This is a genomic window from Streptomyces sp. NPDC058674 (assembly GCF_042716505.1).
Taxonomy (GTDB): Bacteria; Actinomycetota; Actinomycetes; order Streptomycetales; family Streptomycetaceae; genus Streptomyces.
In genome coordinates this window covers 54,226-71,636 of the sequence record NZ_JBHXSC010000036.1, presented here as the reverse complement: position 1 = coordinate 71,636, position 17,411 = coordinate 54,226, and the positions used below count along the sequence as shown (strand labels likewise).

The window sequence follows — 17,411 nt, the reverse complement described above, 5'->3', positions numbered from 1 at the left end:
GGTTCACGGTGTGACCGAAGGCCCGCAGTTCAGCGTGGACTCGGCGCACTCCGTACGTCCCGCGGTGACCGGCGTGGATCTCACGGATCTCCGCAACCAAGGCATCGTCGGCCGCCCGGCGAACCTGGCGGGCTCCTGCCCCGCCGAGCCACCGGTAGTAGCCCGAGCGCGAGACGCCCAGGACCCGGCATATCCGCTGCACGCCGAACTCGGCGCGGTAGGCGGAGATGAAGTCCCAGCGGCCGGTCATGCCCTCATCTCCTTCGCGAAATACTGGGCCGCCCGCCGCAGGATCTCCCGCTCGAGCTCCCACTTCTTCTCCGCCTTGCGCAGCCGGCCCAGCTCGGCCCGCAGCCGGACGATCTCCTCGTCCCGGCTCTCCGACGCGGCCTCGCCGCTACTCGCCCGGCCGGCCTGCTCGTCGGCCTGCCGGACCCAGCTCCGCAGCGTCTCGCCGGTCACCCCGACATCCGCCGCCACCGCCGAGTAGGTACGCCTGCCGGCCGCGGCTCGATACAGCGCCACAGCGTCGTTCCTGAACTCCTCCGGATACGGAGACCTACGTCCCACCAGGACACCTTTCCTCGGACCCTCAAGATCCATTGTCGAGTGTCCACACCAAAGGGGTCATCTCACCTGCTCGTCGAACGTGTCGTCTCCGGCCGTCCGGTCGCCCATGTCGCCGCCGAGATGGGCATATCGCGGGCCACGGCCCACAAGTGGATGCGGCGGTGGCGGGCCGAGGGCCCGGCCGGGTTGCACGACCGGTCCAGCCGACCGCGCACGACCCCGCACCGGACTCCAGCCGATATCGAGGCCCGGGTGTGTGACCTGCGGCGGACCCGCAAACTCGGCCCCGCCCGGATCGGCCCGGTCCTGGGCTTGCCCGCCTCGACCGTCCACCGGATCCTGACCCGCCACGGTCTCAGCCGGCTCGCCTGGCTCGACCGTCCGACCGGCTCCGTGATCCGCCGCTACGAACGCGACCGTCCCGGTGAACTCATTCACGTCGACGTGAAGAAGCTCGGCAGGATCCCGGACGGCGGCGGACACCGCGTCCTGGGCCGTGGCGCGGGCCGGCCGATCCGTGGCATGGGTTTCGACTACATCCACTCCGCGGTCGACGACCACTCCCGCCTCGCCTACAGCGAGGTTCACGCCGACGAGAAGGTCGCGACCTGCGCAGACTTCCTTGCCCGCGCGGCCGCATTCTTCCACCACCACGGCATCAGCCGTATCGAACGGGTCCTGACCGACAACGCGTGGGCCTACCGCAAGGGCTTGGCCTGGAAGAGCGTTCTCGCGGACCTCGGCGCCACCGGCAAGCTCACCCGCGCCTACCGGCCCCAAACCAACGGCAAAGTCGAACGCTTCAACCGCACCTTGCTCGACGAATGGGCCTATCTGCGGCCCTACACCTCCAACGACGAGCGGACAGCGGCCCTGGCAGACTTCTCGCACACCTACAACCACCACCGCTGCCACACCGCACTGGGCGGACACCCGCCATCAGCCGAGTCAACAACGCTGCGGGTCAGTACACCTAGCCGGTCTCTTCCGGACTCGCCGCCGGGCCGCCGGGCCGTCTATGCCGCGGTCGTCCACCCGCGGGCCCGGGCCTGGCGGCGCAGCTCCGGCGCGGCCGCCCGGGAGCGGCCCGGCGCCGCCCAATAGGGGTGGGTGTGGAGCAGTCCGGACAGCAGGATCAGGCGCCGGCGGAGCGAGGTCGTGCCCGCTCCGGCGGGCGCCTGGGCGAGTGCCTCGTAGGTGCGCAGCCACCCGGCCTGGAGCGCCAGCAGGTCGTCGGGGAAGCGGAACGGTTCCATGCACTTATTAAAACACGTGTTCGAACGCGAGGTCGGGTCACCCTCCTGACCTGGCCGACGGTGAGGGCGCTCAAGTACGGTCACCGGAAAGAGTCGACGTAGAACACGGAGAAGGAGACCCGGCATGGGTGCGCACGCGGCCGCAGGGGCGGAACCGGAGATCGAGATAGGTGCGGAGGCCATCGTGGTCCGGCCGAGCGGAGAGCTGGACGTGGACCAGGCGCCGGCCCTGCGCACCGCGCTCCTGTCGGCCTTGGCCCACGCCGGAGGGCCCACCGAGGTGGTGGTCGACCTCAGCGGGGTGGAGTTCTGCGACTCCTCCGGACTGAACGTGCTCATCCGCGCGCGGCTCGTCGCCGAGGAATCGGGCCGCGGCATCCGCCTGGCCGCACCGAACGCCCAGATGGCCCGACTCCTGGACGTCACGGGCGTCGGTACGACGTTCGTCGTCGACCCCGACGCTCCCTGACGGCAGCGCCCCGTGGCGGCCCCGTCCGCACGGGGCGGCGGCAGGCGGGCGCCCGTCCCGGGGCCGGCGGCGGCGACGCCCGCACGCGTGGGAGTCCGGGCCGCGGGCAGGGGTGACGCATGACGACGATGATCGGCGCCTTCGTGCTCGGTACTCCCGATCCACCCGCCTTGGCCGACTTCTACAGGGCCCTGCTGGGCTGGGAAGAGGTCGAACGCGACCCGCAGTGGGTCCGCCTCCGCGCCCCGGAACGGGAACGCCCCGGCCTCAGCTTCCAACTGGAGCGCGACCATACGCCCCCGGTGTGGCCGCAGCGCCCCGGCGCCCAGCAGATGCAGGCGCACCTGGACATCCAGGTCGACGACTTGGCCGCGGAGACCGAGCGCGCCCGCGCCCTGGGGGCGACGCTGGAGGAACACCAGCCACAGGAGGGCGTGCGCGTCCTCCGAGACCCGCACGGCCATCCGTTCTGCCTCTTCCTCCCGGGCGGCTGACCGCCTCGTACGACGGCCGCACCGAACCGTGGTGCGGCCGCCGCACGAGCAGGGGCGGCCGTCGCGGAGTCAGTGGTCAAGGGCGCTCTTGAGCTGCTGCTTGTTCATCGTGGAGCGCCCGTCGATACCCCGCTTCCTCGCCTCCTGGTAGAGCTCTTCCTTGGTCCGTTCGGAGGAGCCGCCGCCCTGCCGGGACCTCTCGCCGCCGCGTTGCGAGGCGGACGTGCCCTGAGTGGACTCCCGGCTGGAGGTCTTGCTCTCTCCGGCCTGGGCCCGCTCCTTGTTCACCGTGCGGGACGCCATCTCCTTGGCGCGGCTCTCGGACATGCCGCGCTTCTCGCCGGACTCTTTGACGTGCTCGTACTGGCGCTCGCGCTTGGGGCTGGATCCTCGGGGCATGACGTGACCTGCTTTCGCCGGTGGGGCTGGATTCACGATCATGCTGCGCGCACCCGGGTGGGTCCGCATCTCACGCGGGCCGGACGGGTAGTCGAAGGCGGCGGCCGGGCCGGTCGGGCGGCCCTCGGGCAATCGGCGCCGGAGGCGCCCCGCCCACCCGAAGCCCGTCGAAAACACATTCGGTTGCATGAGTGCGCGGAGCGGGGGCAACCGGGGAATTTCCATTGTCCAATCCGCCCTCCCTCCACCCTCCGAGAAAAATGAAGTCCCGGCGTGTGAGGCAATTCTGACGGGGCAGGCGCTTTTCAACGAGGCGGCGCCGCCGGGTGATTCCGGCGGAGAGCGGCCATCGAATTCACCTGTTATGGAGGGGACTTCGTATGACTGAGAACGTGTGGGGCTACCGTGAGACGTCCGGCCGTCTGGCCGGCGCGGATCTGACGGGCTACAAGGTCGAGGCGACGGACGGCTCCATCGGCAAGGTCGACAAGCATTCCGACGAGGTCGGTTCCGCGTACATCGTGGTCGACACCGGTCCGTGGATCTTCGGCAAGGAAGTCCTGCTGCCCGCCGGCACGATCAGCCGGATCGACGCGGACGACGAGAAGGTCTACGTCGACCGGACGAAGGAGCAGATCAAGAACGCTCCGGAATTCGACAAGGAAAAGCACCTCGGCAACGAGGACTACCACCGCCAGGTCGGCGGCTACTACGACGGTCCGCACCGCGTCTGACCGGCGCGCACCCGCGGGGCCCCGGGCGGGGGCGGCAGCCACTGCTGCCGCCCCTGCCCGCAGTCATGTCATGCCCCGGGCCGGATGATCGGCGGGTGTGCGCGCGGAAGGGCATCGGGTGGAGAGAAAGGCGGTGAGCCAGGGATGTTCCGGTCCAAGGCTGCTTTGAGGAGTGAGGACGCCCGGCGGATCGCCCGGCACGTCCTGGTGTACGAACGGGCCGAGGCCCTGTTGGACGACGTGCTGCTGGTCGTCTCGGAGCTGGTCTCCAACGCGGTCCGTCATGCCGGCGGTGTCACGGGCTTCCGGGTGCGGCGCGATGCGGGCGCCATCGTCGTCGAGGTCGCCGACGGGTCCCCCCGGCGCCCCCGCTCGCCCGACGCCCCGGCGCACGCGCCGGGCGGCTTCGGCTGGATGCTGGTCAACCGCCTCGCGGAGCGCACGGAGGTCCACTCCCGGCCCGACGGCAAGACCATCGCGGCGTTCCTCCCCCTCCCGGCGCCTGCCGCCGCCACCTGAGCAGCCCTCTGTGGCCGGGCCGGACCCCATCACTCCGGCGGTGTCGCGTCGCCGCCTGGTCTACGCTGCTCCGCATGATCGCCAAGCTGCAGTGTGTGGTGCTGGACTGTGCTGATGTGCTCCCGCTCGCCCGGTTCTACCGATCGCTTCTCGGCGGTGAGGTGAACCGTCCGGACCCGCGGTGGACGCTCGACGACGACTGGGCGACCCTCCACACCGACACCGGGCTGGTGCTCGCCTTCCAACGTGCGGCAGACCATCGACCGCCGCAGTGGCCGGACCCCGCTCGGCCCCAGCAGTTCCACCTCGACCTTGGGGTGGCAGACCTCGATCAGGCCCAGGAAGGGGCCCTCGGACTGGGTGCCTCGCTGCTCGACGCGGGGGAGCAGGCGCGCGGTTGGCGGGTCTACGCCGACCCGGCGGGCCACCCGTTCTGTCTCGTTCGGGAGTGACTCGCGCCTGACGGGGCCCTCATGGACGCGGTCATGGATGCGGCCGTCGATGATCGCCGCAAGCCGGCGGCGTTCGGCCGGTCCGGGCACGGCCGCGTCTCCCGTGCCGGCGGCCCCTCGGGCCGCTGTCGGCCGCCACCGCTCGCACCCCGCGCGGGCCGGGTGGGCCGGGAGGAGACTGGGAGGGCGGGACGGGGGACAGCTCGGGGATTCTCGGGACGGTGGGAAACCACAGTCGTGGAGGAATCATGACGGCGACCACGCGTGACCAGGCCCCCGTGGCCATCGCCGGCGACGGCGTGGAGTTGCGTCTGCAGGAGATCGGCGGCGGGTTCTCCGTCGCCTTCATGCGCCTGTCTCAGGGGATGGAGATGGCTCCGGCGCTCAAAGGGCTGCCGGACGACCTGTGCCCGTGCCCGCACTGGGGTTACCTGCTGAAGGGCACGCTCAGGATGCACACCAAGGAGGGCACGCGGGACTACACCGCGGGAGAGGCCTTCTACTGGGCGCCCGGCCATGCCCCGGAAGCGGTCGAGGACGTGGAGTACGTGGACTTCTCGCCGACCGAGGAGTTCCGCACGGTGATCGACCACGTGACCTCCGCCTCCCAGCAGGGCTGCCCCCCGCGAGGCGCCTCCCCGACGGCCCGCGTGGCGCCGATGCCGTCGCCGGGCCCCCTCGGGCGCGGCGCGCCCTGTGCTGCCGCGGACCCATGGGTCGGTGATGCGCACTGGGCCGTGCCGACATCTTGACGCGGCCCTACCGTGCGCCTTGAATCAAGTAGTGAACAAAGGGGCCCGGACTGAATGCCTCCGCGTTCACTCCCTGGCGGCGGATTGTCATGGGCATGTCCCCGCATGTCCCCGCACGTCACTGATGTGTCGCCCCGATGACCCCCATGCCTGTCCCCCCACACCCGAAGCGATGTGATGATGACCGTGCACCCCACCTGGCACCGGCGCGTACTCTTATGCGCCCTCGCCCTCGTCTGCTGGGGCGGTCTGGCCGCGCCCGCCACCGGCGCCACCGATCCCGCCCCCGCCGCACCGGCCGCGGCCGCCGCGGCCGTGACCTTCTCCGACGACTTCGACGGACCGGCGGGAGCTGCCGTCGACGCCGGCAAATGGCAGATCGAGACCGGTGACAACGTCAACAACCACGAGCGCCAGTACTACACGGCGGGCAACCGCAACGCCGCCCTCGACGGTCAGGGCCACCTGGTCATCACCGCCCGCCGGGAGAACCCGGCCAACTACACGTGCTGGTACGGCCGCTGCGAGTACACGTCCGCCCGACTCAACACCGCGGGCCGCTTCACGCAGACGTACGGTCACGTGGAGGCGCGGCTCAAGGTGCCGCGGGGCCAGGGCATGTGGCCCGCCTTCTGGATGCTCGGCAACGACATCGGCCAGGTCGGCTGGCCGAACTCCGGCGAGATCGACGTGATGGAGAACGTCGGATTCGAACCGTCGACCGTGCACGGCACCCTCCACGGGCCCGGCTACTCCGGTGCCGGCGGCATCGGGGCGGCGTACTCCCTCCCGGGCGGCCAGGCCTTCGCCGACGCCTTCCACACGTTCGCCGTCGACTGGGCCCCCGACTCCGTCACCTGGTCCGTCGACGGCGTCGTCTACCAGCGGCGGACCCCCGCCGACCTGGGCGGGCGCAGCTGGGCCTTCAACAAGCCGTTCTTCCTGATCCTCAACCTCGCGGTCGGCGGCTACTGGCCGGGCGACCCCGACGGCAGCACGGCCTTCCCCCAGCAGCTGGTGGTCGACCACGTCCGCGTCACCTCGTACGACGGCGGCGCCGGCAACCGGACCGGCCAGATCAGCGGGCTCGCCGGCAAGTGCGTCGACGTGGCCGGAGCCAATCCTGCCAACGGCACCCCGGTCCAGCTGTACGACTGCAACGGCACCGGCGCCCAGCGGTGGACCCTCGGCTCCGACGGGACCGTGCGGGCGCTCGGCAAGTGCCTCGACGTCGCGAGCGGCGGCACCGCCGACGGGTCCCCGGTCCAGCTCTACGACTGCAACGGGACCGGCGCCCAGCGCTGGGTGGTCTCCGGGGCCCGCGACATCGTGAACCCGCAGGCGAACAAGTGCCTCGACGTGGCCGGCGGGAACTCCGCCAACGGAACGCGGCTGCAGTTGTGGACCTGCACCGGGGCCGCCCAGCAGAAGTGGACGGCCCCCGCGGGCTGACCCGGCCCGTACCCCGGCGGGCCGACCCGGGGTCCGGCGCGGCTCCCGTACCGTCGGGCCGCCCGCTCCGCCGTGCGCGGGGCGGGCGGCGGAGCCGGCGGGCCGACCGGAACCGGCCGGACGCGGGGTCCGCCGACCCCGAAGACCCGGACGTACCTCAGGGACGCTGCGAGGCGGAGGACAAGGCGGTGGGCTCGACGCCGGAGAGCTCGACGATCCGGTGCGCCGGGACACCGGCGGCGACGGCCCGGCGCAGCAGGGCGTCGCGATTCTCCTCGCTGTCACGGAAGGCGAGGAGGTCCTCCTCGACGCTCGCCACGGAGTCCGTGGCCGCGGCCCGGCGGACGCCCTCCAGCTCCTCCGTGGACAGCGGGACCGGGAGCCGCTCGGCGTCGTCCGGAATCAAACCGGTCTGCTCCGGGGGCACCACGCGCACGCTCGGGGACGCGGACGTCACGCCCTGGGCGGAGAACCAGGCCTGCACGGCCGGCGTCTCCAGGCACTCCAGCTCTCCTACGAGGGCCAATGGAGTTCCCTGCCAGCCGGACACGCCATGGGCGAGGAAAAGGTAAGCGTCATCGGTCATCGGGGTCACTCTCCTGGCACACCGTGGCTACAGCTGATCGCCGGGCTCATACCCGATCTTTCCGAAAGCAAGCCGGCCGGACACCCGGACGGACGCAGCGTCAGCCATCCGCACGCCGCCGGACATCGGCCGCGGTACCCCCAGCACTAGCCGCGGGGCCCCCTGGTCGCTTCGGCGCGACGGAAGGCCTCGTCGCAGGTCCGGCCGGAGCGGGTCGCCACCAGCGAGAGGGTGTCGACGAGGCCGCCGTTGGTGAACCGCAGGCGCCAGGAGCCGCTGGTCAGCGCCACCGCCGGAGCGGGTTCGCCGAGCCGTGCCGTGACCCGCCAGCCGCGTTCCTCCAAGGCGGTTTCGAGGGCCGCCAGTCGGGCGCCGTCCGCGGGACCGTCGCCCGTCCAGTCCGCGATGCAGCCGGCGAGCACCCCCTCCTCGACGGGGGAGGCGGCGCCGGGGGTCAGCCCGGCGGCGGCCGCGGCGGCGGCGAGCTCCGCCGCGACCGTGCCGTGCGAGGGGTCCTTTCCGGCGCGGGCCGGGGCCTGCGCGCCCGCCGGCTCCCGGACCCACTCGTCCCCGCCGTCCTCCTCGGCCGACGCCAGGACGGCCCCGCCGGCGCCGAGGGCGCCCGCGAGCGCCACGACCCCTGCGGCTGCCACCCACACGGCCCCGCCCCTGCTCATGCTCATGCCCGTCCCCCGCACCCCTGTGACCTGCCCGTCGGGGCGTCGTGCCCCGGCGGCAGGTCACAGGCTAAGGGGTGGGCCCGACCGTGACTGACCCTGCCGGGCTCCGCCGACCCAGTGGCGCGGCGGCGAGGCGGCGCCGGTGGCCGCCGGGTCCGGGCCACCCGGTCGCGGCCCGCCGGCCCGTCGGGGCGTCAACCCGCATCGGCGGTGCACGGCGTTCCCGAACGCGATCAGCCGCCGGCCGCCCACAGCGATGACGTACTCGGGTCCCCGACGGCGTGGCCGGGACACCCCTGCGCGGAGACCGAGCGGGCGGCGTGGAGGGGGCGAACGGGCGCCCGCTCCGATGCCCTCGGGGCGGCGACCGAGCGGGACCGGGCTGCGCGGGGCCGGGCAGCGCGGCGGTGCGCCCCCCGAACCGCCGCCGGGCGGGGCCTCGCGCGGGCGGCGCATTGGAGTGGCCCGCTCCGCCGCGGAGGGCGTGGCTCCCGTCCGGTCCGCACCCACTGCCTAGGGTCGGCGGGACCAGGCCGGTGTGCGGTACCGCCGGCCGTACCGGAACAGGCGGGTGAATCGTGGAACGCATCACGGCCGAATCCCAGGCACACGAAGCACCGGCACCGGCACCGGCCGACCGGACCAGGCGGCGGCTGCCCCGGCGCCTCGCCGCCCTGACGGGGCTGCTGCTCCTGTGCGCGCTGCCCGCGCGACCGGTGGGCGCCGCCCCGCTCCACGAGGTACGCCCGGACACCGGCCCGCCGCTGTACGTGTCCGACTACGGCAACGACCGCGTGGTGGCCCTGGACACCGACGGCAGCGACCAGACCACCGTCTCCCTCGACGGTCTGGTACGGCCGACGGGCCTGGCGTGGGACCGGGCGGGCAGCCTCTACGCCTCCGACACCGGCAACAACCGCGTGGTGCGGCTGCCCCCGGCGGGCAGCGGGCAGTCCACTGTCCCCACCGACGGCCTCTCGCGCCCCCTGGGCCTCGCCGTCGACGCCGCCGGCAGCCTCTACATCGCCGACAGCTTCAACGACCGCGTCGTGAAGGTGCGCCCCGACGGCGGCGGCCAGACCACCGTCCCCACCACCGGGCTATTGCACCCCTGGGGCCTGGCGCTGGAGTCCGACGGGGACCTGTACATCTCCGACTTCGTCAACGACCGCGTCGTGAAGGTACCCGGCGACGGGAGCGGGCAGTCCACCGTCCCCACCACCGGCCTCTCGCAGCCCACCGGACTGGCCCTGAGCGCCACCGGAGACCTCTACGTCTCCGACAGCGGCAACGACCGCGTGGTGAAGATCGCCGCCGGCACGGGTGCGCAGACCACCGTTCCCACCACCGGGCTGAGCAACCCGCTCGGCCTCGCCCTCGACCACCGGGGCAACCTCTACGTGGCCGACGGCTTCAACAACCGCGTCCTGCGCGTCCGCCCCGCCGACGGGGCGCAGACCACCGTGAACTCCACCGGCCTCAACACCCCCACGGGCCTCGCCTTTCCCCCGCGCGGGAACCGCCCCCCGGGTCGGATCCCGCAGACCGGCCCGGCGCGGTAGCCCCGGCCTCCTCACCGGCGTACCAGGCCGGGTACGGGCAATCCTCCTCGGTGAGCCGGCGGACGGCCGGGCCCGCCGGCGGCTCGGGCCGCACGGCCACTGCGCGCATCCGCGTCCGCCCCCGTACGGGATGTCGGCGAACGCTCCCGCTCCGCCGGTGAGCCGGACCGTCACCCGCCGCGCGCCGTGTTCGGAGCACCACCGCTCCGCCCCCACGCGCCCCCGCGGGGCGTGAGGGCCAGCCGTCAGGTCGGCCGGTTCGTCGCGTACAGCCGGGTGCGCAGGTGCAACAGGGCCTCGTGGTCGGCGATGTCGGCCAAGCCGGCCAGCAGACGACCGGTGAGGGCGTCGTCCCCCGCCCCGACCGCCCGTACGATCGCCTCGACCAGCACCCGTACCGCCGCGGACGGGCCCGCAGGGGCGGCCGGGGCCCGGACACGGCCGAACCGGGCCGCGGAATCCGGCCCTTCGGGCCTCGTCCCCGGTGCGACCCGCACCCCGCCGGACGTGCCGCGCTCCGTTCCGGCGCCCGCCCTGTACCCGCTCGCCTCGGTCATACCCCGATCATGGTCGCGTGCCCGGTCGGCCAAACGCGTCGGCGCCGTACGTCAGCCCCCTGTCCGTAGCGGCGCGGGAGCGGTCCGGGGCAGCAGGAGCGGGGTGCCCAGAAGCAGGACCCCGGCGATCGCGGTCGCGGCGCGGGGACCGGTCACCGCGGCCAGCAGGCCGCACAGGGCGGTCAGGGCCGCGATGGTGAGCCTGCTCGTCACCGACCACGCCGACAGGATGCGCACGACGCGGTCCGGCGCGCTCTCGGTGAGCCGGCAGGTCGCCAGGAGCGGGGTGTACACGCCCATGCAGGTGATCAGCGCGAACTCCAGGACCATCACCAGCGCCAAGCCGGCGGCGCCCGGTCCCACGAAGGCCAGCCCGAGCGACCAGCACACCCGCAGGGTCCCGGCGGTGACCAGGACCCTGTGCTGCCCGTACCGCGCGACGAGCGGGCCGGCCGCCCGGGAACCGACGAGGCCGCCGATGCAGGGCAGCGCGAAGGCGAGGCCGTACTGCCAGGGCGCGAATCCGAGGTCGCCGAGCATGAGGACGGCCAGGAGCGGGGAGGTCGCCATGATGAGGCCGTTGACCAGGACCGTGTGCAGGAACAGCGGGCGCAGCACCGGGTGCCCCAGGATGTACCGCCACCCGTCGGCGAGGTCCCGGGCGCGCGGCCGCGGCGCTCCGGCCCGAGCGGGGCGCGGCTCGCCTCCGCCGATCGCGAGGACGCCCGCTGCCGAGAGGAGGTGGCTGACGGCGTTCGCCGCCACGCCCATCACCGGTCCCAGCAGGCCGATGGCGGCTCCGCCGAGAGGCGGCCCGAGCATGGTGGCGGTCCAGGTGGTCGACTCGAACCGCCCGTTGGCGACCAGCAGGTCCTCCGGCCGCACGAGCGCCTTCAGGCACGCGCCCCCCGCCGCGGTGAACGCGATGTCGGCCGCGCCGACGACCACCGACACCAGCAGGAGCTGGGGGAAGCCGAGCACGCCCAGCGCGAAGGCGGCCGGGACGCTCATCAGCGCCGCGAACCGGACCAGGTCCATCGCGACCATCACGGGCCGCTTGCGGCGGAATTCGACCCACGGGCCGAGCGGCACCGCCACCACCGCACCGACCGCCGCACCGGCGGCGGCCAGCGCCGACACCTCGGCCGCCCCGGCGTGCAGGACGAGGATCGCGATCAGCGCGAACGCGTCGAACGCCAGCCACGTACCGAAGACGCTGACCCCGTAGGAGGCCCAGAGCCACCCGAACGGTCGCCCCAGCGAACGCCTTGCCACCATGCCCCGGACACCCTCGCACTCCCCGCCGGACGACCTGCCGTGTGCCGTCGCCATCGAAGCGGCGGACCGGTCCGCCGGTCGGAAACCTAGCGGCTGCCACTGACAACCACGTCCGGTCCGGCTACCGGCCTGCTCCGGCGGCGGGGGCCAGCGGAATCCGGACGACCATGCGGGCGCCGCGGGACGCGGGTTCCGCGCTCACCCAGCCCCCGTGATGGGCGGCCAGGTCGCGGGCGATGGCCAGCCCCAGGCCCGTTCCGCCGTGATCGCGGCTGCGGGCGTCGTCGAGCCGGGTGAACCGCTCGAAGACGCGCTCCCGCTCGTCCGGCGGGATGCCGGGGCCGTCGTCGATCACGTACAGCACGGCGGTCGGCGCGTGGGGCCGGCCGGCGGTCCGCAGCACGACGGCGACCTGCGTGGCGGCGAACCGCTGCGCGTTGTCGAGGAGGTTGGTGACGATCCGGGCCAGCCACAGGGCGTTGCCGGTCACCAGGACCCCGGCAGCGAGTTCGGCGCCGACGGGAACCCGGTCGCCGACCCGGACCGCGACCGTGTCCCGGACCAGGGCGCCGAGGTCCAGCGGGACGGCCGGGACGGGCTGGGCGGCGTCGATCCGGGCGAGCAGCAGCAGATCGGCGGCGAGCTGCTGGAGCCGTTCGATGTCCTCCAGCGCACCGCCGATCAGCTCGGGCCACAGATCCGGGTCCCGGACGGCCAGAGCCACCTCCAGTTGCGTGCGCAGCACGGTGATGGGGCTGCGGAGTTCGTGCGAGGCGTCGGCGATGAACTGCCGCTGGCGGATCCCGGAGGCCTCCAGGCGGTCCAGGGTGGCGTTCATCGTCTCGGCCAGGCTGGCCACCTCGTCGCGGGTGTGCGGCACGGGGACCCGGCGGTGCAGGTCCCGGTCGGAGATCCCAGCGACCTCGGCGCGGATCTCCTCGACGGGGCGCAGCGCCCGGCCGGTGACGCGCCAGGTGACGAGGGCCACGGTGGCGAGGAGGAGCGGCATGCCGATCGCGAGCGCCGCGGTGGTGGTGTCGTCGGCGGCGTCCGCACCGCGCAGGGAGGCACCCGCGTAGACGGTGACGATGCCGTCCGGGGTGTCGGTGACGACCTGGACGACCCGCAGGCGGTGCTCGCCGTCGACCGGCCGGACCTTCCAGGTGTGCAGACGGATGCCGGGCCGGGGTGGCGGAGCCGGGAGGAGGGCGGGTGCGTCGGCCAGGTTGGGGCTGGCGAACAGGACGCGGCCCTCGGCGGACACCACCTGGACGAAGTCGACGCCGCGGACCGCCGGCCGCACCCGGGTGAGGTTTCCGGCGGCCGCGAGCCGGGCGACCGTCACGGCCTGCCGCCGGGCGTCCCCCTCGGCGTTGCGGACCAGATTGGCTTCGAGGAGCCCGACCAGGGCGAACGAGGCCACCGCGAGGGCCGCCGCCACGACGGCGGAGGCGCCGACGGTGGCCCGGGCCCGGACCGTGGTCGGCAGGAAGCGCCGCAGCGGCGGCCATCGCAGGAGACGGCGCAGCGCGGGGGCCCGGGCCGGGACGGGGACGGGTCCGGGGGCCGGGACAGGTCCGGGGGCCGGGACCGGGCCGGGACCGGGCGCCGGGACGCGGGCGCCGGGGGCGGCCGGTTCAGCCACCGTCGGCCGCCAACCGGTATCCCGCACCGCGTACGGTCTCCAGGGCGTTGCGCCCGAACGGGGCGTCTATCTTGCGGCGCACCGCGCTGACGTGGACCTCGACAACGTTGGGATCGCCGTCGAAGGCGCTGTCCCAGACCCGTTCCAGGATCTCCCTCTTGGGAACCACCTCGCCGGGGCGGCGGGCGAGGTACTCCAGCACCGCGAACTCCCGGGCCGTCAGCCGGACGTCCGTACCGCCCCGGGAGCAGAGGCGGCGGGCCGGGTCCACGAGCAGATCGCCGCACTGCATCACGTGCGGGCGCCGCCCTCCCGCGCGCCGGCCCAGGGCACGGAGCCGGGCGACCAGCACCACGTACGAGAACGGCTTGGACAGGAAGTCGTCGGCGCCCGTGTCCAGGGCCTCCGCCTCGTCGTACTCGCCGTCCTTGGCGGTGAGCATCAGGATTCCGGCCTCGTTGCCCGCGGCCCGGAGCCGCGCGCAGACCCGGTAGCCGTTCAGGCCGGGCAGCATGATGTCGAGCACGATCAGGTCGTAGTCGTGCTCGCCCGCCATCCACAGTCCCTGCGGCCCGTCGAAGGCCACGTCCACCGAGAAGCCCTCCGACTGGAGCCCCCGTTGCAGGGCAACGGCCAGTCGACGTTCGTCCTCCACCACCAGTACGCGCATCCCGACAGGGTCTCAGGCCCGGCGGCCGACTTGCTGAAGAGGTCTTCAGGCGCCTTCAGGTCAGCTTCAGGCGGTGCTCCGCAAGCTCTGGACCCAACGGGCGCGGTGCCCGGTCGTCATGAGGAGTCGCCGGTATGTCTCAGTCCTTCCCGCCGTCCGAGCAGCCCGAGAGCGCCCCGGAACCAGTCTCCGGCGCCCGCAAGGGACTGGTCCGCTTCGTGCCCCGGCGCACGGGTGCCCGCTGGGCGGCGCTCGGGGCCGCGGTGGTGGTCGTCGCCGCCGCAGCCGGCGCCGTCGGTGTTGCTGTGGCCGACAACGACCGGGACCGGGCCTTCGGCGGCCCGCGCGCCGCCCGGTTCGACCACGAGGGCGGTGAGCGCCGGGCCCTGAAGGGCCCGGGGGAGCCGCGCACCGGCGAGCGGCTCGCCGGGAAGGAGCGGACGGGCCCGCACCGCGAGGGACCCGCCGGCGGGGCCGCGCGCGGGATCGTCCCGAAGGGGGCCCCGGCGCCGCTGCCCTCGCTGGCGATCGCGGCGGCGGCCGAGAAGGCCGCGGGAGCCGTCAGCGGGGGCAAGGTGGAAAGCCTGCGGGTCGTCCCCCAGGACGGCGGGGGCAGCGCCTGGCTGGCCGTGGTCCTCGGACCCGACGGCGTCCGCCACGCGGTCACCGTCTCCGGCACGGACGGCGCGATCACCGGCAACACCACCGTCGGGGGCCGCTAGTGCTGTGACCCGTACCGCGGTGTCGCGCCCTGGCCGGGTGCCCGTACGCGGACACGCCCCGGGTGTCGGGGCACGGGCCCCGCGGCCCGGGCCCGTACCGTGCGGGAGCGCCGGTGGAACCCGGCTCCGCCGGGGAGGGAGGCCGGCCACGAGCGGGCGGCCGGGTGGCGGGGGCGGCCCCAGGGTGGGGCCCGGGCCGCCCCGCGGTCACGACTCAGCCGAGGCGGGTGATCCGCGAGCCGAACGACGGCTCGGCGAGGTCCCGCTGCACCGCGACCGGCACGCTCTTGGCGCCGGCCCCGTCGCCCACCGTCAGCACCCCGACCTCGGACCCCGCCTTCGCCGCGTGTGGCACGGTCTCGGCGGCGGCCGTGAGCGACAGGCGCAGCTGCTGCCCCGGGACGCCGATGACGTTCAGGTCCCTTGCGGCGACCAGCCGGGTGCGGCCGCCGAGCCCGTCGTCCACGTACCCCACCGGGTCGCCCTTGCGGACGGCCGGGACCGAGGCCAGTGCCGCCCGGACGGCCTCGATGATCTTCTTGCTGTTCGCCTTCACCAGGAGCAGGCTGTTCGCCCCGTCCGGGTCCGGCCCGCTCTCCACGTGCTGGTCCATCAGCGTGCCGAGGATCAGGGGGGTCTCGTCGCCCACCGACTTGTACGCCGCCCACATCAGGGCCCCGCCGGCAGCCGTGCTGGAGCCGGTCTTGATACCGCGGATGCTCAGACCGGCGGTGAGCAGACTGCCGTTGTTGTTGTAGATGGGTGTGGGGAGCCCCTTGATCTGAGCGTCGGGCAGGGCGACGACGGAGCGGAACGCCTCGTCCTTCATGATGGCCTCGGCCAGCTTCAGCTGGTCGGCGGCCGTGCTGACGGTGCTCGCCTCCAGGCCGCTGGGGTCGGTGTACGTGGTGTCGTTCATCCCCAGTTCCTTGGCGGCGGCGTTCATCTTGTCGACGAAGGCCGCCTCGGAATCGGTTCCGGTGTCCCAACGGGCCAGCAGCCGGGCGACGTTGTTGCCCGAGGGGATCATGAGCATCTTGAGCATGTCCAGCTGGCTGAACTTCGTACCGGCGGAGAGGCCCTCGATGCGGGACTCGCTCGTGGAGGTGCCGTCCGCCACGGTCTTCGCGTCGACGGTGATGTCGGGACCGGAATCGGCCTTGCGCAGCGGACGGTCCTTCAGGACGACGTACGCCGTCATCACCTTGGCGACGCTGGCGGTCGGCACGGGCTTCTGCTCGCCGAAGGTGCCGATGTCGCCGGAGCCGGAGACGCGGACGGCGCCCTGGCCCTTCGCGGGCCACGGGATCGTGAGCTGCCCGTCGAGTGTGTGCAGGGGGGCCGAGCCGACGAGCTTCGGCGCGGGCAGGGGGCGCAGGAGCTGGGCGCCGCAGACCGCGCCGGCCAGCAGGAGCAGGATCGGCGTCCAGATCTTGACGCGCCGCAGGGCGGTACGTCGGGGCGTCTCGGGCGGCGGAGCGGTGTTGGTGAGCTCGGCGAGCAGGTCGAGCGGAGCGGCCACGGCTTCGCGGGGCGCGTCGCCGACCGCGGTCGGCGGGGTGGGCGCGGCTGCGGGTGCGGGGTCGTCCAACGGCTCGAGCGCGACGAACCGGCTCGTCCGCTCGGCGTCGGACTCGGAACCCCGCGCCCAGGAGGGCCTTCTGGGCGCGGTGCGCGGGGACGAGCCGGGAGCCGGCTCCGGGGCCGCGACGTCCTCGTCCGCCGCGGTGGGTGGCGTACCGGCCTCGGGAGCTGGGTCGTTGTCGTCGTCGTGGGCGGGCTCGGTGGCCTCCGGGGCCTCCGGGTGGCCGGGTGCCGCGGTGCGGTCCGCGTCTGGCGGGCCGGCCGTTGCGGGGTCCGCCGCGGGCTGCTCGGCCCGGTCCGCGACCAGGGGACGGGCCGGGGCCGGGGTGGCGTCGTCCTCGTCCGCCGCGGCGGGTGGCGTACCGGCCTCGGGGGATTCGTCCTCGGCGTCCTCGGGCTCTGAGGCTGTCGAGGAGTCGGCTTCGCCGCCGGCGTCCTCGGCCTGCCCGATGCCGGATGGGGCGGCGGGAGAGGGAGCCGCGTCGGCTCCGTCCTCCCTATCGGTCCCGGCGGTCCCGGCGACGCCGGCGGACTCGTCGGCGCCGGCAGACTGGGGCGCGGGCTTCGCCTCCGTCTCGGCGGCGGCGTTCGGCGCGCGATCCTCCTCCGGCTCCCGGTCCGCGGGCTCGGCTGCCTCCGGGCCGTCAGGCTCGGCGGCCTCCGCCGTGGTTCCCGTCTCCGCCGTCGGGCTCGGGCCGGGCCCTCCGTCGGCGGACCGCACGGCGCCGTCCGGCTCCGCCGCGGAGCGCGCCCGCTCCCCGGTCGTCCCGATCTTCGGATCGTCCGAGGAGCCCGCCACCGATACCGCCTTCATCTCAGCCCCGCCCTGCCGTTCGCACCCCGGCGTCCCGCCGGTTCTCGCCGATGTCGCCCACATGGCGGGGCCCGGATCCGAGCCCCGCCGCATCCGTAGATGTCCCCGCCGCCGATCCCGTTCCCGCTGCAGCATCCTGTGACCGTTCGGTCATACTTCACCCCGCCCGACCAGCGGAAAGGGGCGCCCCGGACCTCACGGTCCGAGGAGCCCCAC

At 74.0% G+C, this 17,411-nt stretch carries 20 protein-coding genes and 1 pseudogene; 10 read left to right on the top strand and 11 right to left on the bottom strand.

Annotated elements, in window-relative coordinates; translation table 11 throughout:
- A partial coding sequence (locus ACFWU6_RS19850; protein WP_383982204.1) for an IS3 family transposase occupies window positions 1–250 on the bottom strand: 250 nt, incomplete at its 3' end.
- Window positions 247–603, bottom strand: coding sequence for a transposase (locus ACFWU6_RS19845; protein WP_383982202.1), 357 nt, complete (start codon window positions 601–603; stop codon window positions 247–249). The genes ACFWU6_RS19850 and ACFWU6_RS19845, both read right to left, overlap by 4 nt.
- Here ACFWU6_RS19845 and ACFWU6_RS19840 point away from each other — a divergent pair.
- Window positions 598–1,547 (top strand): annotated as a pseudogene (locus tag ACFWU6_RS19840) (IS481 family transposase). The gene ACFWU6_RS19845 and the pseudogene ACFWU6_RS19840 overlap by 6 nt on opposite strands.
- A 39-nt stretch (window positions 1,548–1,586) precedes the next feature.
- Here the strand turns inward: ACFWU6_RS19840 and ACFWU6_RS19835 are convergent.
- Window positions 1,587–1,826 carry a hypothetical protein gene (locus tag ACFWU6_RS19835; RefSeq protein ID WP_383982200.1) on the bottom strand — a complete coding sequence of 80 codons (240 nt, stop codon included), beginning with the start codon at window positions 1,824–1,826 and terminating at the stop codon, window positions 1,587–1,589.
- Between the two features lie 124 nt (window positions 1,827–1,950).
- Between ACFWU6_RS19835 and ACFWU6_RS19830 the strand changes: the two genes are divergently transcribed.
- Entirely contained in the window at window positions 1,951–2,295 is a 345-nt protein-coding gene (locus ACFWU6_RS19830) for an STAS domain-containing protein (protein ID WP_383813028.1), read from the top strand.
- A 119-nt stretch (window positions 2,296–2,414) separates the two neighbouring features.
- Window positions 2,415–2,789 carry a VOC family protein gene (locus tag ACFWU6_RS19825; RefSeq protein WP_383813026.1) on the top strand — a complete coding sequence of 125 codons (375 nt, stop codon included), beginning with the start codon at window positions 2,415–2,417 and terminating at the stop codon, window positions 2,787–2,789.
- A 69-nt stretch (window positions 2,790–2,858) separates the two neighbouring features.
- Here ACFWU6_RS19825 and ACFWU6_RS19820 read toward each other — a convergent pair whose 3' ends face one another.
- Window positions 2,859–3,188 carry a plasmid stabilization protein gene (locus tag ACFWU6_RS19820; protein WP_383813024.1) on the bottom strand — a complete coding sequence of 110 codons (330 nt, stop codon included), beginning with the start codon at window positions 3,186–3,188 and terminating at the stop codon, window positions 2,859–2,861.
- A gap of 380 nt (window positions 3,189–3,568) precedes the next feature.
- On the opposite strand from ACFWU6_RS19820, the gene ACFWU6_RS19815 reads away from it, so the two are divergent.
- The 5 genes from ACFWU6_RS19815 to ACFWU6_RS19795 all read left to right on the top strand — a co-directional run bounded on the left by ACFWU6_RS19815 (window position 3,569) and on the right by ACFWU6_RS19795 (window position 7,097).
- Window positions 3,569–3,922 (top strand): PRC-barrel domain-containing protein, encoded by a 354-nt coding sequence (locus tag ACFWU6_RS19815; protein ID WP_383813022.1) that lies wholly within the window; start codon window positions 3,569–3,571, stop codon window positions 3,920–3,922.
- A gap of 144 nt (window positions 3,923–4,066) precedes the next feature.
- Window positions 4,067–4,441 carry an ATP-binding protein gene (locus ACFWU6_RS19810; RefSeq protein WP_383982198.1) on the top strand — a complete coding sequence of 125 codons (375 nt, stop codon included), beginning with the start codon at window positions 4,067–4,069 and terminating at the stop codon, window positions 4,439–4,441.
- A gap of 74 nt (window positions 4,442–4,515) precedes the next feature.
- Entirely contained in the window at window positions 4,516–4,893 is a 378-nt protein-coding gene (locus ACFWU6_RS19805; RefSeq protein WP_383982196.1) for a VOC family protein, read from the top strand.
- Between the two features lie 248 nt (window positions 4,894–5,141).
- Window positions 5,142–5,645 carry a hypothetical protein gene (locus ACFWU6_RS19800; RefSeq protein ID WP_383982194.1) on the top strand — a complete coding sequence of 168 codons (504 nt, stop codon included), beginning with the start codon at window positions 5,142–5,144 and terminating at the stop codon, window positions 5,643–5,645.
- A 186-nt stretch (window positions 5,646–5,831) separates the two neighbouring features.
- Window positions 5,832–7,097 carry an RICIN domain-containing protein gene (locus ACFWU6_RS19795; protein ID WP_383982192.1) on the top strand — a complete coding sequence of 422 codons (1,266 nt, stop codon included), beginning with the start codon at window positions 5,832–5,834 and terminating at the stop codon, window positions 7,095–7,097.
- Window positions 7,098–7,254: 157 nt separating this feature from the next.
- On the opposite strand, the gene ACFWU6_RS19790 is transcribed toward ACFWU6_RS19795, so the two are convergent.
- Together ACFWU6_RS19790 and ACFWU6_RS19785 are read right to left on the bottom strand one after the other, a co-directional pair.
- Window positions 7,255–7,683, bottom strand: a complete 429-nt coding sequence (locus ACFWU6_RS19790; RefSeq protein WP_383801955.1) for a DUF6003 family protein — start codon at window positions 7,681–7,683, stop codon at window positions 7,255–7,257.
- A 146-nt stretch (window positions 7,684–7,829) separates the two neighbouring features.
- Window positions 7,830–8,366, bottom strand: a complete 537-nt coding sequence (locus ACFWU6_RS19785; protein ID WP_383982190.1) for a hypothetical protein — start codon at window positions 8,364–8,366, stop codon at window positions 7,830–7,832.
- Window positions 8,367–8,941: 575 nt separating this feature from the next.
- On the opposite strand from ACFWU6_RS19785, the gene ACFWU6_RS19780 reads away from it, so the two are divergent.
- A complete protein-coding gene (locus ACFWU6_RS19780; protein WP_383982188.1) occupies window positions 8,942–9,925 on the top strand; it encodes a hypothetical protein in 984 nt (327 codons plus the stop codon).
- A 245-nt stretch (window positions 9,926–10,170) separates the two neighbouring features.
- Here ACFWU6_RS19780 and ACFWU6_RS19775 read toward each other — a convergent pair whose 3' ends face one another.
- From ACFWU6_RS19775 to ACFWU6_RS19760, 4 genes are all read right to left on the bottom strand, one after another.
- On the bottom strand, window positions 10,171–10,482 hold the full coding sequence (locus ACFWU6_RS19775) for a hypothetical protein (RefSeq protein WP_383801964.1): 312 nt from the start codon (window positions 10,480–10,482) through the stop codon (window positions 10,171–10,173).
- Between the two features lie 51 nt (window positions 10,483–10,533).
- A complete protein-coding gene (locus ACFWU6_RS19770) occupies window positions 10,534–11,760 on the bottom strand; it encodes an MFS transporter (protein ID WP_383982186.1) in 1,227 nt (408 codons plus the stop codon).
- A gap of 121 nt (window positions 11,761–11,881) precedes the next feature.
- Window positions 11,882–13,249 carry a sensor histidine kinase gene (locus ACFWU6_RS19765; RefSeq protein ID WP_383982208.1) on the bottom strand — a complete coding sequence of 456 codons (1,368 nt, stop codon included), beginning with the start codon at window positions 13,247–13,249 and terminating at the stop codon, window positions 11,882–11,884.
- A 148-nt stretch (window positions 13,250–13,397) separates the two neighbouring features.
- Window positions 13,398–14,075, bottom strand: a complete 678-nt coding sequence (locus ACFWU6_RS19760) for a response regulator transcription factor (protein WP_383801971.1) — start codon at window positions 14,073–14,075, stop codon at window positions 13,398–13,400.
- 134 nt (window positions 14,076–14,209) lie between these two features.
- On the opposite strand from ACFWU6_RS19760, the gene ACFWU6_RS19755 reads away from it, so the two are divergent.
- The gene (locus tag ACFWU6_RS19755) at window positions 14,210–14,797 is read left to right on the top strand and encodes a hypothetical protein (RefSeq protein ID WP_383982184.1); all 588 of its coding nucleotides are present in this window, start codon (window positions 14,210–14,212) and stop codon (window positions 14,795–14,797) included.
- 214 nt (window positions 14,798–15,011) lie between these two features.
- Here ACFWU6_RS19755 and ACFWU6_RS19750 read toward each other — a convergent pair whose 3' ends face one another.
- A complete protein-coding gene (locus ACFWU6_RS19750; RefSeq protein ID WP_383982182.1) occupies window positions 15,012–17,195 on the bottom strand; it encodes a serine hydrolase in 2,184 nt (727 codons plus the stop codon).
- Between the last annotated feature and the right edge of the window lie 216 nt (window positions 17,196–17,411).